3 protein-coding genes are annotated in these 18,399 nt (G+C 37.6%); all 3 read right to left on the bottom strand.

The features are described from left to right. Positions 1 to 7: 7 nt before the first annotated feature. Entirely contained in the window at positions 8 to 5,584 is a 5,577-nt protein-coding gene (locus AC5P2S_RS04485) for a DUF8693 domain-containing protein (protein ID WP_494556371.1), read from the bottom strand. A 200-nt stretch (positions 5,585 to 5,784) separates the two neighbouring features. Next, the gene (locus AC5P2S_RS04480; protein ID WP_494556370.1) at positions 5,785 to 11,940 is read right to left on the bottom strand and encodes a DUF8693 domain-containing protein; all 6,156 of its coding nucleotides are present in this window, start codon (positions 11,938 to 11,940) and stop codon (positions 5,785 to 5,787) included. Positions 11,941 to 12,323: 383 nt separating this feature from the next. Continuing rightward, positions 12,324 to 18,239, bottom strand: a complete 5,916-nt coding sequence (locus AC5P2S_RS04475) for a DUF8693 domain-containing protein (RefSeq protein ID WP_494556369.1) — start codon at positions 18,237 to 18,239, stop codon at positions 12,324 to 12,326. Positions 18,240 to 18,399: the final 160 nt, after the last annotated feature.

Genomic DNA, 18,399 nt, shown 5'->3' with positions numbered 1-18,399 from the left:
TTAAACTTTATTTAATTATTTTCTTAGTTTTTATATCTCCGGAATTCTCAACTTTTAATATATAAACACCATTTAGAAATGTTGACATATCAATTCTTACTTCCAGGTCGTTTGTGTTTAATGATTTAATCAATTTTCCGGAAACATCAAATACTTTAATTTCTCCCAATTTTTTAGATGATTTGATGACCTGGTTATTACCATCTTTATAAACTATAAAATCAGATTTGGAATTAGATCCTGTGTTTAGAACCGCTTCATCCTTATAAACAATTTCGAAACGTGTAATATCGGTCCCTTTTGTAGCCTGGAAAATATAATCCTCATTACTTAGATTAATAATTTTATTCAATAGTTTATCTTTTAAATAAATGTTCTGCGAACTTCCGAATATTCCCTCTTTATTAGCAATGGAGATTTTGTAATTTCCATTCTGGGAATAAACATTTCCCAAACCGACTTTATCGTCAATATCAAAACTAGCTTTGCCTTGTATTGCCAACTTTTTACTGTCTAATAATGAATAGAAAGAATCTGATCCGATAATGAATAATTCTCCGTCAAAATCAATCTCATAACCGTTTGTTGCGCCTGGAATATAACCTATCAAAATTACATTGGAAATATTAGAAGGAGAAACCAGCCTTAGCCAAAATCTGTCCTTCTCAGTATTATTTTTATTATTAAAAAAAGTTCCGTTATTCGTTAATCTGACAGAATTGGAAAAACCGAGAGATTGTCCACCTCCTGCTTGCTTGGTTTTGATAATGAATCCCTGCCCAACTTTGATAATGTTATTTGGAGTTATGCTTGCTAGAGAAGGCTGATCCGGAGCACCGTCTATATGTACTGCAGGCGTTCCGCCGGTAAGATTATATATCGCATAATTGTTCCCTGAATAACCGGAACCTTGCTGTTGTGTCACCGTCATATCATTATTGGTCCAAAAGTAGGCTGTCGCATACATCTTTGTGGAATTGGATGCATACAAATCATCAAAATTTATATTAGAAGGATATGGATTACCTATCAGATTATAACCTTTGGATGCACTGGTCCACTTCAAAGGAGAAAAAGATAAACCTGCATTATGAGGAACGCCTGCAAAAATAAACTCATAAGAAGTTGTTGGCATTGTCGTAGTAAAGTTATCCATACCTCTGATTGCATAACCCTTTCCTGTTTCAAATACTGATGAATCATTTAACAAGAAAGCTCCTGTGTTTTTAAAAGTATCAGTCGCTTCATCATAGACAAAAAATCTGCTTTTTGGTGTACCTCCGGTTTGACCTCCATTCGAGAAAGCATACAGGTTTTGCGAAGTTACAGGTGAGCTCCAATACGTGTAGCCCATTTTTGGTAGTTTAGCCTTTCGCGAAGATTTGATATTTCCTGTGTTAACAGCATCATCATCCTGCATCAATTGTGCATTAGATCCAAAGCTAATGGTTCCGCCAGTATTAGCAATACCCTTATGAGCATATAGAACATTCGAAGTTGTGTTATCAGCTGTTTCAGAAATTTTTAATGTCCCTGCACTAACTGTCGTCAGATTATTAACTGTCAAATTACCTGTAGCTGCCGTTTTAGTTCCTGCTGTTGAGACCGCCAGGTTTTCATATGATAAGTTATTGGTAACTATTTGGTCGGCTCCTGTATAATCTATTGTAGATCCTGTATCTAAAGTTATAGTTGGATTGTTGGCATTTTTTATAGCTGTTGTAGCTGCTCCACTGAAGCCATTATCATTATTAACTTTAAATCTCGCTCCGTTTCTTACTGTAAAATGACCTCCGTTTTGAAATGTCAATCCGCCATTTGTTGTTGTTCCTGCCACCACATTTGTACCCGAAACAATAATATTTGCATATTGTGGGGATAATCTGATCTGTGTTGCTGAAGCTCCCGTGAATTCTATTGTAGAAGCACCCGCTAAAGAATAAGTTCCTTGTGCATCTGGTTTTGTTCCGCTTCCACCTGTAATAAATTTGCTGGTACCGAGCATTGTCAGATTGGTACCACTTCCACCAAATGTTTTTGTATCAGCATCCACAACTACTCCCGAATTTATGGTGACAGTTCCCGTAATGGAACTTATCGTTGTTGTTGTTTTTGTTCCACCGCCGCTAAATGTTAGATTCTTATAAGCAAAATCCGTTACAGCCTGATTTCCATTCAACCCATATTCTATAATAGAATTATTTCCAAGTGTTGGAATTATACTTGGTATACTTGTGTTAGTTCCTGTAAAACCCTGCACATCTCTTGTAATAAATGTTCCATCAATATTAATTGCAGGAGCGCCACCAGTTGAAGTGATGTAATTCTCGCCGTTATTGTCAAATGTACCACCACTGGCAATGTTTAATACAGCGCTTGTATTGCTTAGACTCAGATTACTATTTGCAGCACTGTTTAATGTAAATGTAGTCCCTCCGGCAATATTTAATGCATTGGTTATAGTAGTTGTGATACCGCTCATATTATTAGTAACGTTAGCATTAATGTTAACTATAGCCGGGTTTCCCATATTAACATTGAATGGTGTTGTTGTTGCACCGTTAAAAGTATAATTCAAGCCTGCTATCAACTGTACCCTTCCTGCTGCTGATGTTGGAGATACGCTATTAAAATTTTGTAAGCTTCCTGTTGTCCCTGTTCCACCAATTCCTCCAGAATTAGATGTGATTAACGTAGCTCCTGCACTAGTATTAATTCTCGGGACAGTAGATGTTCCTGCAGATATTGTGTAGTTTTGAAAATCAAGAATACCATTTACATTAACAACAACAGCGGGATTAGTCGCTGAAGACCCTATTGTAATATTGTTTAGTAATTGTAACTCGCTGCCGTTATTGATTGTTATCGGAGCCCAGTTAAGCAATCCCGAATTGGTGGTATAGGTCAATGTTTGTATTCCCGAACCATTAAATACAAATCCTGTAGGAGAATTTTCTGAAAATGTCTGAATCAGCCCGGTTCCTGTAAAACTAAAGTTACCCGCAATATTGATAGCATTACCCGAAACAGCTCCGGTGATAGTTGATCCGCCAAAATCCAAAACTACACCATTGGTAGAATCACCAGAACTTGTAGAAGTAAGATTTCTACCGACACTTATTATTCCGGATCCGGAAGAGGAGTTTGTATATTCCAGATCAACAATAGAATTTCCTGATAAAATAAAATCACGAGCTACCGTTACTGTCGTGGTTGGACTTGTTGATGCATATAATAAAATTAAATATCCTGACCCGCTCATTAGCAAATCTCTTCCGATATTCAGTGTACCAATACCTGCGCTTCCATTGATTCTCACTTCACCGGTGCCGGATATAGACATGTCATTGGTAACAGTTGTTGTAGAAGTCACACCACTTGTATAAGCAATTGCAAATACACCTCCTTCTATTGAAACGGAGTTTAATGTATTAGCATAAGTTCCTGGTGTAGTCCCTCCCATTGTAAACGTATTACCTCCATTAGTCGATAATAATCTGAATAATCCATTGACTCGAAATGCATTATTATTTATGGTAAGGTTCCCTGATTGTGATGTTCCATTCCAGGTAAAATTACCATAGGTTTGTGCATAATTAGCAGGAAACGCACTAGTTGCTCCTGAAACATTACACAAACTGGCCACATCCCAGGTTGCAATAGGTATAGCTCCACCGCTTCGGGAATGATTATATACTCCTGTTGAACTAAATGCTGCTGTACCATTATTAGTTAAAGTTCCTCCTGAACTCATATTCAATGTCCCATTGATCTGCAGATCAGTTCCTGTTCCATCAGATACGGTAAGAGTAGAAGTCAATGTTAAAAAACCTCCGGATTCTACAGTAATAGCTTTTCCGGTGGCAGCGGCCGCAACAGTAATAGTATGCCCGCTTCTTACAGTGATTGCCGTTGCAGAGGATGTAGGCACCAAAGTTGCGTCTATCCAGTTGATATTATCTGATGAAGATTCCCAGCTTGCAGCAGTTCCCCAGTTACCGGGTGATCCTGTTTGCTTGGAACGGAAATAATCCGTAGCAGAACTTACTAAATTAATATTAAATGTATTAGAGTCGACACCTGTAAAAGAAGATGAGCCGGCAGTTAATTTAAGTCCTGTACCAGTTGCCGTATGTTGTAAGGCAGAATAGGTCGCCAAGCCCGAAACAGGAGTTACATTGACCGGGCTTCCTGACAAAGACCCTGTAGATGTTATAGCTACAGATGTTACATAATCCAAATCTCTATTCCCGTTAGCATCATTTGCTGAAACTGTTACGGAAGGAGACATATTAACATTTATTGCAGTATTGGAAGGTTGCTGAACAAATGCCAGTTTTGTAGCAACTACAGTGACAGCATTATTATTCGACCCCGACTCCACTGCAGTTCCAGCGCCTGACTCAAATTGAGTCGATGTTGCAGAACTTGCAGTTGTAAAATTAGTTCTGTCAACTTTGAATGCCAAATTCAATCCATCAATTGTTGTTGGCAATGTCCCTCCCAATGTTGTATTAAGCCAAATTTTCAAAGTATAGGTTTTACTGGCTCCATCCCCAACATAACCTAATGCTGAGGTTGTTGTCGGAATACCGGAAAAAGTAATATTAGCAGCATTAACTGTTCCGGTAATGGTATTGGTGCCGTCAGTCAGAACAGCCCCTGCAATGGCCTGAGTCCAATCGGAAACATCATTTCCTGTTCCTTGCGGAACGATAATTTGGTTAATCAATGTTGGTAAAGCATCATTGCCTGATGTAGTATTGTTATCATCCGTGACAGTAAAATCAAAATTAAGAACTGATGATGCCTGTGTGTTAATTAAAGAAGATAAAGTTGACGGTTCTACGCCTGCTCCTGCGGATACTCCTGAGTAAGAAGCCGAAAGTGTAGACCAGCTTAATGAAATATCATCTATGCCAAAAGTACACCTGCTGCCCGAGCCAGTAGCAGCTACTACTGAAACTATTCTAATCCAAACATTAGATGAAATATTATCCAGAGAGGTTCCAAAATTAAATGTTAAATTCTGAGTTCCCCAAACTCCAGAATTAATTCCCAAATCTGTAAAAGTACTTCCTATTTGAGTAAAAGATGTTGGAGTAGTACCTGTCCCATAATCTACTCTGTATGTCGTGGTTCTCCCTTGAGGATCTAATAATTGCGCATTGAAAGTTAATGAGAAGCCTGTTTTACCTGTTGTATTAGCTATTTGTAAAACGAAAGATTGTCCCGGATCTCCAAAAGTCCCACTTGTTCTTACAGCTAGTGATCTGTCTGTAGCACTATTCTGTGTCGTAGCATTACTGGCAGAAGTTAACGGTGATTTTGCCGAAGCGCAAAATTTAAATCCTGAAGAAGTATTTGCCCAAGTATCTGTTGTAGCCGGAGTTACTGATGTACCTAGAGCTGTAGTTGTAGAACCTGTTCTTGTTGTCCAACCAGTAGGTAAAGTTGTTCCATTAAAGCTTTGAGTATAGGGAGATGTCCCCAAAGTTACTTGTCCCCATCCTAAAACAGAAAGCAATGAAAATAGAAATACCAAATGTATTCTATTAATAACAGAGAATAAATTTGTTTTCATTATAATTTGTGTATGTGTTAATTAGAAATAGCCTACTAAATTAATTATTTTTTATTTACCATATAAAAAAACTTAAAACATTTTCAATTAACCATTTACCAATAGATTTTTTACAATTACATTCAAATAAGTGTTTAATATTTTAAACAAAAAAAAAGAGAGACACTTAAAGCATCTCTCTTTGTTAGATTTTTTGAAACTTACTTAATAATTTTCTTAGTTCTAATATCTCCGGAATTCTCAGCTTTTATTATATAAACTCCATTGACAAGTACAGAAGTATCGAGTTTTAAAATTTTCTCTTTTGTATTTGCAGTCATCATCAGTCTGCCAGAAGAATCATAAACCTCGATCTTACCTAATTGTTTAGATGATTTTATAATATAATCACCATTGGATCTGTAAACCTCAAATTCGGACTTTGTTGCGCCATCAGATGCTAAAACAGCATCCTCTTTATACACAATTTCAAAGCGGGTTTCATCTGTCCCTTTAATTGCTGAAAAGCTGTAGTCTTTTTCTCTCAGATTTGTTAGACTATTTAGCAATTTATCCTTTAGGTAAACATTCTGATTTTCACCAAATACCCCTTGATTATTTTCCAAACTGATTTTATAAGTTCCATTTGCAGAATATTTGGTTCCCAAAGATACAACATCATTGTCGGCGAAACTTGCTCTAGCCTGAATTTGGAATTTATGAGTAGACAATTTTGAATAAAAAGAATCATCTCCTACAGCTATAAGATCAGCATCGTAATCTCCGTCATAAGCATTCGTTGCACCATCCATGTACGCAACCAATATCGTATTAATAATATTCTGTGGCGTTATTAATTTTAACCAATATCGATTGACATCTTCGGAAGATTTGTTATTATAGAAAACTCCTGCTTCATTATTTCTGATTGTATTATCAAAACTAAGAGTTTGTCCGGCTCCTATGTTTTTAGCTTGCACAATAAAGCCTTGTCCAACCTTTATATTTTTGGTTGGCGTATAAGCGCCCGATGAAGGAGACGGCGTTACCGTTGTATCACTATAGGTTGGCGGTGTTCCTCCCGCTAAAGTGATTGTAGCATAATTATTACCCGAATAACTAGAACCTTGTTGGTTTGTTGTAGGTGTAATATTACTCCAGAACCAGGCCTTTCCGTAAATAATATTTTTGTTATTACTTAAATTAAAAAACTTAACAAAATCAATATTAGAAGGATATGGATTACCTATGAGATTATAACCATGCTCAACCGTACCTCCTGTTCCTGTATTGGCGGATTTCTGAATATTGACAGTATAAGATCCGTTATTTGGCGTACCAACAAACTTTAAGGTATTATCAGAAGTTAAAACCGATGCATCATAACTATCTTTACCTCTTATTGCATAGCCTTTTGCAGTCACAAATGTAGTTTCTGTAGAAGGAACTGCTTTGAATGTATCATTGGGCTCATAATAATATAAAATCCTGTTATTTGGTGTACCGACTGAGAAACCATCATTAAGTGTTGTATCATTCAAAAGCTTTTGTCCGGACACTGGTGTGCTCCAGTAGATGTAATCCATTTTGCGCATTTTAACATCACGATGTGCTAATATTTTTCCAGTATTTACCGCACTACCATTTTCTTGTAATAACACGGCATCACTTTCCAGCGTCAGGTTATCATTATTAGAATTATTGGTAATTGTAATACCATCAACAACTTTAAGCGAGTTATTAGCAGTAATAGTTGTTTTACCTGTGCTTGCAATAGTCAGTGATTTGACTTCAGCATTATTAATATTAATGACAACTGTTTTGTCAGCCGGTATTATAACACACTTGGTATTGTTAGGCACCTGGTTTATGCTCCAATTTCCTGCTGTATTCCAGTTAGTGTCAACCGCTCCAGTGAATTCATTTTTATTTTTTGTCACACTGACAACAGATGTTTTATCACAAGTTCCCTGAGTCGATTTTGCAGTATAAGATTGTGTTCCATCCGGAGCTGCATATAGTGTTGCAGCATAAGATCCCGCAGTATACGCTGTTGTTAATGTAGAGTTCGTGTACAATCCAGTTACAGGAGTCCACACTATCTGTTGTTCAGATTTACTTCCTGACACTTTAATATTATCAAGTGCCCAATACCAATCATAAGAAGCGGAATATAAGAATCTAATCATCAGATTTTCCTGTCCGACATAACTTGCCAAATCAATTGTAACAAGAGAAAAGGCGTTAGAACTTCCTTGATTAGCACTATAACTTGCTAAATTAGTAGATACCCAATTGGAACCTCCATCTGTAGAAATCTGAACTGTTCCAGAATCTCCGGAATTATATCTGTAATAATGATAAAATGTCAAGGATGCTGAAGTATAATTTTTCAACGAGAATACAGGCGAACGCAATTCTGTGTTAGTTGTAGAACCCGATCCCTGAGCATCACTATTTGATATAATGAATTTACTCGCATCATTGGAATTAAATGTTGTTGATGAATAAACGTATCCATTATTCTGTACTGTCCAGGCTGCATTTGCAGGTGTTCCTGCTGTAGAAGTGTTTGAAGTAGTCCACGAACCGGATACCGAATCTGTAAGTCCATTTTCAAAGGTTAAATTAACAGCATTTGAATTAGGCGTAGATACAACTCCACCTGTAGCTTCCAATTTCACATAATCTGTTGTACAAGCATCAGCCCCACCAGGAGATACAGTAGATGCAATATTTATATCTGTAGGTACCGGATTGATGGTAGCAGCAACTAAAGTCCTGACATTTGATTCACAACCATTATATGCTGCAACATAGTAATTTGTTGTAGTACTAATGGAAGGCGTAGTCCAGTTATTAGTGGACGATGTGCCAACCAGAGTTCCCCCTGTAACTGCTGAATACCATCTGTATTCTGTAATTGCTGAGCCCAGAGTACTGCCGTTAGCCGTTAATTGTACTGTTCCTGTACCGCAATTACTACCTCCTGTTACAGAAGTAATTTTCGGAAGCGCATTTCCATTAAATTCATCGGCCCCTAAATCCGGATTAGATGACGATCTTGAATCATTGTCAATATCAGTACTGATTCCGGATATCGGTGTTCCAGCACTTTCTATAGGCGTACAAGAGCTGCCTGACAAATGCAAATCCGTAGCTGATACAAACGGCGGCAATACATTCAGTGAATTAACATCCGAACCAGTTGCTGTCTGCCATGCTGCTAAAGTTGACTGAGCAGATCCTAAATACCCTAATGTACCTGCAGAATAATAATCATTATAATCTATATTACTGAATATTGTTTTGGCAGACGTAGAATATATAGCATAACGCGTATTAGATGTTTGACTGTTGGCAAAAATATTATTTCTCATATCCACAGAACTCGCAGTAGAAACACTGCTATAGATATATAACGCTGCACTAACACCTGTAGTTTGATTTGTTGTTAAATTAACTGAATTGTAATAAAGTTTATAGCCACCACCAGAATACAGATATATTCCGTGTCCATTTCTGGTAAGAGTCGCTGAACCATAGCCTGCAACATCCCATATCATATTATTATACGAAGCAGTATTGGCAGCTGTTGCAGAAGAACCTAGAAATATTCCAGCTGCACCGTAGCCACTTGTGTTGGTATTTTTAATATTAGAAATTTTATTGGAATAAATGTTGACATTTGCAGTTGCACCGCCAATTTCAATACCTGTACTACCATCTACATAACTTCCCAATGAGGAAATATTAGAGATATTATTATTGTAGATATTAATAGCTGAAACCGTACTTCCGGAACTTACATATATACCTCCCGCTGTATAACTTCCACTAACAGTGGATGCTACACCGGATATATTATTTCCATAAACGGCAGCCTTATTAGCTGCTGTTGCTAACCAAATACCCGTCACACTCTCACTATTTGAGTTTGAAATGTTGCCAACAGTGTTATTAGAAATGACTGAATTCCCATCTACTCCTTGTACATAAATACCTATCAATCGTATAGAATTTGCACCAGAAGAATTTAAAGTATTACCATCAATCAATAATCCATTGCCATTATTAGCAGCAGTATTCCCAATTACATATATACCTACATAAGCCTTATTGACAGAATTGTTCTGAATAGTAATATTATTAAAATAGCCTGCATTTCCTATAGTTGCAGAAGAAGACACCACCACAGCAGAAGAGGTATTTGCCCCATTTGTCAAAACTGTATTTTTTAGGATAACATTCGTTACAGGAGTGCTATCCGGAGAGCCAATTACAACAACATTTGGACTCGTAGCAGAAGTGTTTGTCAATATCAAATCTCTAGTTGTTCCCCCGACCGAATTACTTCCATCGATGATAACATTACTGCCACCATTGATTTTAATTAATGGATTAGATGCTGCCGCACCACTTATAACAGGCGATGTTCCGGCTGCAGGTTTTATAGTAACTGTATTAGTCGAGCTTGAACCAGAAATACTTGGTATTACTATAGGGAATGTTTCCGATGACGAATTGTAACTACTATTTATAGAAAGTGTTATTGGCTGACTAATACTACAAACAGATAAATCCGCAATTGCTGCCGTTAATGTAGGATAAACACTTCCAGAAGTCGTAACGCTTCCACCTACAGAAATGACGGAGCTAAAAGCCGGACAACCAGTTGTAGTCGCATTGGCTTGTGTTGCCGAAGCAGAATATATCGGTCCTCCTGAACAACCTGTATTATTATAAGAAAAGACAAAATAATAATATGTTGTCCCACCCATTAGTGAAGATGATGTCCAACTACCTGCAGTTGTTCCAACGTATTCTATATATCCATTAGTCGCAACAGAAGTATTAGCGCCTACTGTATATGTAACTCCTGAAGACAAAACAGGAAGTGAGGATGATGTAGATCTTACAACTATATAGCCGGTTGGTACGGATGAGCTGCCAGTAGCTGTGAAGTTTCCTGATATTGAACTAATTCCTGCAGTCGTAGCACTTGCTGTTGCTGCCAACCCTGTTGGAACAGCACATGAAGGAACAAAGCTTCCTGTAAGATAAGCACTATCACAGCTACCATTATTTGCTTTTATTCTGTAATAATATGTGGTTGCCGCATTGGTAAAGGTAATTGCTTGAGAAGTTGAAGTACCTGCATTATATGGAGATCCCGGAATTGGAGTTGTATAACCCGAATCTGTATAAACCTCAACGGTATAGTTTATTGTCCCTGCAGAACCACCAGCTACCGATGCAACCCAATTGATCGTTGCAGAACTGCTTGTAATACCTGTAACAGGAGTAGTGGACGCTGTTGGTGCAGCCGCACAAGTTACTTTATTTCCGGATAAAGGTGAGGTTGCTAAATAATATGGTGCGCCACTACAAGCATTATTATAGGAAAATACATAATAATAATATCCTGTATTACTTGTCAAACCCGAATCAGTAAATGTAGTCGCATTAGCCGTTGTTGCACTTCCCTGAATGACATAATAAGAAATACCTCCTAAAGTAACAGTGTTGGCCGTAGTATAAGTCGTTCCATTTACTGGTGTCGGAGCTGTGGAACTCGTACTTCTTAAGATAAGATATCCACTGGGAGCAGTTGCAGGAGCAGTAAATGAGCCTGCTATGGAAGTAGAAGATGTTGTTCCAAAAGATAAAGAAGATGGCTGAGCAGACGGCGTTGTACAAGCAGATGTACTTTCAAATACTAATTGCATTTGATTTCTATAGTTAACCCTAGTACCTGTTAGTGTTATATTCGCCGGATCGGGATTGGTAGTATCATTCTGATAGTAAATAGCAGAATTGGTCGTAGGACTAGGTGAAGTAGGAGTAAAAATCCTAAAATAATTATTAGCTCCAGAATCACTCGTATTATAATTTGCTGCATTCTCATCAACCGCCACTACCAGATTATCAGTATTATTATAAGCAAAAGATGTTTGTAGAGTAATCTCAATCCACCCAGCTGAAGGAGTTGCTGATACTGTACCTGAATAAACCTGAGTCATCGCACTTGATAAAATCCAGTCTGTATTAGACGTAAAACTGGATTTTGTCGTATGTCCAAGATATATAGTCCAGTTATTAGAATTAGTTAATGCTGTTCCTGTGGAATAAAATCTCAATTTAGTTATCGACATTCCACTAGTATTAATTTCAGCTTTCGGTATAATCTGTTCCGTGAATGAATATCCGTAAAACGGCACTACCGGAAGTTTACTCCCAGTATTTGTACCACTACCAATAGTAATAGTAGTCTGCGCTTTTGTCATCCATACGGACAAAGAAAACAACAAAAATAACGCTTGCCAGAAAGCCGGAAAACCGGAACCGGTCTTCAATAATGTAAATTTTTTCATCATATATATTTTAGATGTATAATTTTTTTAATACAAATTCCATTTGTGTTGATTATTATGATGAAGCGAATGTATAAATTATTTTGAATTTTTTACATAAAAAAAATATTTATTTTAAAAAAAATGTATTATAATAATAAATATTGTGATTTTTGTTGAAAAAACAAATATTACATAATTATACCACAATGACAGATAAAAAAATTTCATACTGATAATTTTAATTCATTTTTTTTCTAAAAAACAAATAAATAATAGATTATATAAGAATTTATAAATGATATCAGTATTATTTTTAGTGAAAAAAAATCAAACATCCGATTAAATAAAATCATGCAAAAAAGCCATCTCGCTGAGATGGCTTTTTTTAATATTGATCAGATTTGTTACTTAATTAATTTTTTGGTTCTTACATCACCGGAGTTTTCAGCTTTGAGAATATAAACGCCGTAAGGTAAATTATTAGCATCAATAACAAGTTTTTTCTCTTTGGAAAAAAGTTGCCGGATTAGCCTTCCGCCGGCATCAAATAATTCTACTTTATCAAGTTGTTGAGAAGATTCAACCACAAAAGTTTGTCCATTCCTGTAAACCTGGAAATCAGATTTACCGGTTCCATTATTTCCTAGAGTTTCTGCTTTATATACAATCTCAAAACGGGTATTGTTTGCTCCTTTTGTTGCTGTAAAATCATAGCTTTCATTGTTACTGAGATCAATATATTTATTAAGAAGCTTATCTTTCAAATAGATTTTCTGATTATTATCAAACAACCCTTCTGCGGTTTGAAGCCTGATCTTATAGGTTCCATCAACCGCAAAAACGTTTCCTAAAGTGATAACATCCTCTGTTGAAAAGTTACTAGATTTACCTTGGATCGCCAATTTTTTTGCACCTAATACAGAATAGAAAGAATCAGAACCTACTGTAAACAGCTCTCCATCAAAATCAGTTTCATAATTATCAGTTGCTCCATTAATATAACCTATAAGAATGGTATTGACCAAATTAGAAGGCGAAGTCATCGTTAACCAAAACCTATTCTTAGTTGTTTTCTGATAAAAGTTACCATTATCAGTTACCCTGATATTATTGCTGAAATCCAAAGGCTGATCTTTGCCGCCAGCTTTTGCCTGGATAATGAAAGCCTGACCTATTTGGATTTTCCCATTCGGAATAACGGAACCATTATAAGGATTATCAGGATTATAAGTTGCCGGTGACCCGCCTGTTCCGTTGTAAACGGCATAATTATTCCCATTATAACCAGAACCAACCTGCTCTGCCGTATAACTATTATTAGTCCAGAACCAAACTGTAGAAAATATTTTAGTTGGGTTAAGTGTGTACAACAAATCAAAATCGATATTAGAAGGATAAGGATTACCAACCAAATTAAATCCATGATTTGCATCTGTCCACTTCAAATTTTGATATTGAATATTACCGTTATTCGGAACACCATTAAAGTTATATGTTTTCGTATAGCCATTGGTTCCTATTTCTGCACGGATCGCATAACCTTTACCGGCAATAAAAGTCGCGTCATTAGTTACCGTAAATTTATCATTAGACTCATTATACTGTAAGTAACCATTGACTGGAGTATTGGGTGAGAAGCCTGTTGCTCCTTTGATAACCTGCCCGCTAACCGGCGAACTCCAATACACATAATCCATGTGTGTCGAGATATTATTCATATCTGTTACATATCTTTGAACCTGAACATTTCCTTCATTGATTACGTTATCAGTCTGGATCAGATTCGCATCACTTTCTATAATAAAGTTAACTGCAGAGCCATTATTCGTAATTTTCTTTTTGACAGTCACCGGGAAATTTGGTTTCACTCTTAAAGCTCCACCTGCATTGACGGTCAGATCACAAACATCCAAAGCGCCATTGGTCTGGGTATTATAACTTCCGGCAATAACAACTTTACTTCCCAAAACCGGCGTCCCATTTGTCCAGACATTGCTTACCCAGGTGTTAGTAGCTTCTTTGATTTGAGTTGCTTGCGTCGAGGTATAGCAAGTCTGCGTATTTTCTCTTACCTGGCAGTAATACTGATAATTATTAAGACCATTAACATTACTTATTGTTAAGGTCTGAGTAGTTGCTCCGGAATACACACCACCATCAACAATAACAGTCCAGCTACCTGTAATTCCCAAAACATACCATTGGTAAGTTAAAGCATTACCTCCGGCAAGACCTTCCGTAGCAGTAAGAGCCAAAGACGCATTAACAACATCACAGTTAACAGCATATGAAGGCTGTGCTGTAATTACAGGCGGAGTTTTAACAACAGGAGGCTGTGCAACAACTCCTGTGAGACATTCATCCTGATCAATATCTTCAGTCGTCCATTCGTTATCTGCAAAAGTTGTTCTTGGCGATAGGAAATTATTCTTTCTTTTGAGATAATATCCTATATAGCTAGGCGCCTTGAAATCATCAATAATAACTGAATTTTTCATTAATCGTAAACCATCATCAGCATTAAAACCAGTTGCTCCAAAACTTCCGTTACCTGTTGGCGCATAACCACACCTTGAAGAGCTGACACCTATCACAGCAATACCTTGGGAAGTAATAGTTCCGGTAAGGTTAGCATAAGTTGTGTAAGTTCCTCCATAAGTCGATGCTCTCTGAATCGAGTAACCCGAAAGATCCACTGTTGCTCCTGTTCTATTATACAGCGTAACCACCCCTCCGTTGCCACCATTTTCATCATAAACCTCATAAATAATAATATCGGATGCATTAGAACTTCCGGATCCGCCAGCTATAGATTCGCACCCTGAACTATCATTATTAATTAATGTAAAAGCTGTTTCAGAATCACAATCCAAAGCTGTATCTACAATGATATTACCATCAGCATTTGCAGGAACAGTGGCCTTTAGTTGTGTTGCGCTTATGAATTCTACTACTGCATTTGCTGTCCCGAATTTAACTGTTGATGAAGAATTAAAGTTAGCTCCTGTAATTGTAATAATGGTATTTGTAGGGCCATTTGCAGGGAAAGCTGTAATTGGTGACGGCACACAAGCTTCGGTATAGCATGTCCAACTCAAATCATCTATTGCAACACGCGATCCGGAACTCGTAACAGTCACTACTACCGATCCGGAAATATTGATACCAGATAAAGTAGTAGTCTGAACACTAGAAGAGTAAGGAATATTACCCACTATATTTCCATTAACTCTAACAACCAGATTTCCAGAACTGTCAGTGTAAGGAAGTTTGGTTGTCATTGTAATACTACCAATACCATTATTAACAGATGGAGAAGTCAATATACCACTGCGTATAGTGATTGCTTTACCTGTTATAGTCTGATCCGTTCTTGCATCTGTCGCTGTCCAAGTCCCACCATTATCTCCTGTCCAGCTACGGTTTTGGTAAGAAGTTGAACTGGCTGTAGGGATATTAGTAAAACTTTCCGTTAAACAAGGCCCCTGTGTAACCGTAAGTGTTACAACATTAGATGTTTTACTTGCGCAGGCATTACTTATGATAACTCGATATTTGTATCCGTTTTTACTTATTGGTGTATTTATAAGAGTATATGTTGCGTTCGTGCCAACTGTTGTCCAGGAGCCGGCCATACCAGTTGCACTTTCCTGCCATTGATAAGTATAAGGTGCAGTTCCTGATGCGGTTACCGTAAAACTTACATTGCCACCTGACACTACACTTTGATCAGCTGGCTGTATACTGATATTAGCAGAAGTACTGATAACAACCTGTGATTGCATAGCATATGAACCCGTACTCCAGCAATTACCATTGTATGCACGAACGTAATAATACCCCGAAGATGTCACTTCGAAGGGTTCGGAAACCACCGAACCATTGACGAAAACAACCGGGTTTGCCAAAGATGTTCCGGAAGCTGTAGCCTGCCAATAATAGATAACTCCTGATTGGGGTTGAGCCGTACCGTGCTCGTAGATCAAAACCGCGCTACCACAATTCGGGGTTGCTGAAGGTGTAATTTCGCCATTTGGATTAAGCGGTATATCACAAACTGTAGCCTGACTTCTTGGATTATTTGTAGCAGCTGCTACATTATATATATAATTGTTCGAACAGATATTATATTCAAAAACTCTGAAATAATAAGTTGTAGAAGATGCCAGACCCGTAACAGAAACACTATTTCCTACTCCTGCATAGATAACTTGCTCTCCACCTGAATAAATATTATTAGCCGTTGGAAGAACATTAGAACTAACAGGATTTGTAAAACTATTAGCTGTATTGACAACTATTACTCTACCAATCCCATCTCCTGCAGTTAAATTAACCGTCATTCCCGATGATGTTACGGAAGAAAATGACACCACCGATGATTGTATTGTGGGTGCAAGGCAAGGTGATACTGTTCCCTGTAATTTCACAATAGAACCGGAACCATCTCCGCCGCCTTCTACAGCAATGATATTATTACTAGGATTACTGTATGTTCCCACAGGCAATCCGGCTTTCAAACGAACCAATACCGATTTTGAAAGTGTAGATCCTGCGTAAGAAACAGGCACTGGTGCGTCAGCATAACTCAACCATGCATTTCCGTTATCTAAAGAGATTTCATAATCATCTCCAGGCAAAAGATTGATCACTGATCCATCCAAATGAATTCCGTCTAATGTAAATACCTGAGCCCCAGAAGGACCATGACTTTCTACATAATTGAAGCCCGACAGCAAATCCGGTGTTACAGTAAGCGTAGATTCATTAAGTATCCAATGTGCATAGAGCGTTATTGATGCATTAAATCCCGAATGAACATAAACATCTCCTCCGTTATAATCCGCAGTAGTGCCGGCGGCATTCGTTTTCCATCCACCAAAGGTATAACCTGACCTTGTTAGGCCCGCACCATTGTTCAATGTAATCGTACCCGATTTAACACCTATAGTTCCGTTATAATATCCATCCTGGCTAGAAATTGTTCCCGAACCACCATTACTATCATAAGAAACAGAGAATCGCCATCTGGCATATATTGTGACATTATTATTAGGCATAGGCGCCGGACCATAATTAGATCCAGGCGTGTTAACGACTCCTCCTGAAACACCATTAGGAATACTATACCAGCTGGCAAGCACATAACCGGTTTTAGCAAGCGTTGCCGGATTTGCCAATATAATCCCAGGATTTTGCCCTGCAGTAAAGGCATCACTTGCAGGAACTGTACTTACCGCACTGGTATTATCATTACCGTCATAAGTAAGGGTATATGTCGCAGGCACCCAATGTGCATATAGCGTTACTGATGCACCAGATCCGGAATGTGTATAGCTGCCTGCGCCTGCATAATTGGCAGTTGTCCCGGCTGCTGAAGTTTTCCATCCACCAAAGGTATAACCAGCTCTCGTAAAACCAGAACCATTATTTAATGTAAGCGCACCTGTACCTGCACTTCCATTATAATAACCCGTTTGTGATGCAATAGTACCTGTACCTCCGTTACTATTATAATTAATTGCAAAATTCCATATTGCATACAATGTTGCGCTACTTGTGAAAGGATATGTAGCCTGATTAGCATAAGCCACCGTTCCTGATGCAGCATTAGCAACAGATGATGCCCATCCTCCAAAACTATATCCGGTTTTAGTAAAAGCATTAGCCGTCAAAGCTGTTGAAGAACCAGCCGACTGTGAAGCCATTGAACCTCCAGTACTGCCGTTACCATTGAATGTAACGGTATAACTTGCAGAAGCCATTTTGTAAAAAGTAATATCCTGTTGAGTTCCTGTATAGCAGGCGAACCTAGGCGAAGAAGTATTATATTGCAAATACCTTGATGTAACACCTAAATTCTGAACTCCAAACAAACTACCGCTAACATAGGTAATATTCCATCTCTGGTTATTACCACTTACTGAGGTTACAGCTTGTACATTATTGCTCGATCCGGTATAAGAGGCATATACAGCCGTTTCTTCATTATATATTGTTTTTCCGGATCCATTAGTTTCGATTTTCCAGACTATAGACTTTGAGGGATTTGTTAACGTTGTACCAGAAGCAGGTGAAATCGACGTATTAGCAAAATAGGTACTACTGGTATAAGTATTGTTCATCGCAAAAGTAGTCCCGTAAGCAATCACATAATACCCATCTGTTAAATCAGCCGCTGCAGAAACTTTGGTGAATGTACCTGTGCCCGAATATTGAGCAGCCGTTTTTACACCAATCAACAAAAAAAAGAAAAATAAAAAAGCCTTAACGGACTTTAAAAGAAAATGTTTTCTCGCAGAGAATAAACTTTGTTCCATAGCATTTGTTTTCATTAAGCAAGCAAATATAACCGTATAATAAAAGCAAAAGCCTGAGTTTTAAAATGTTAATACAAATGTAAAAACACTACCAAAATCCCATTAATTTTGTGGATAAAGTGTATTTGTTAAAATTCCATTTTCTTAAATTTTACAAACA

Source organism: Epilithonimonas sp. 33E, from assembly GCF_059372615.1.
This window is presented reverse-complemented; position numbering and strand designations above follow the sequence as displayed.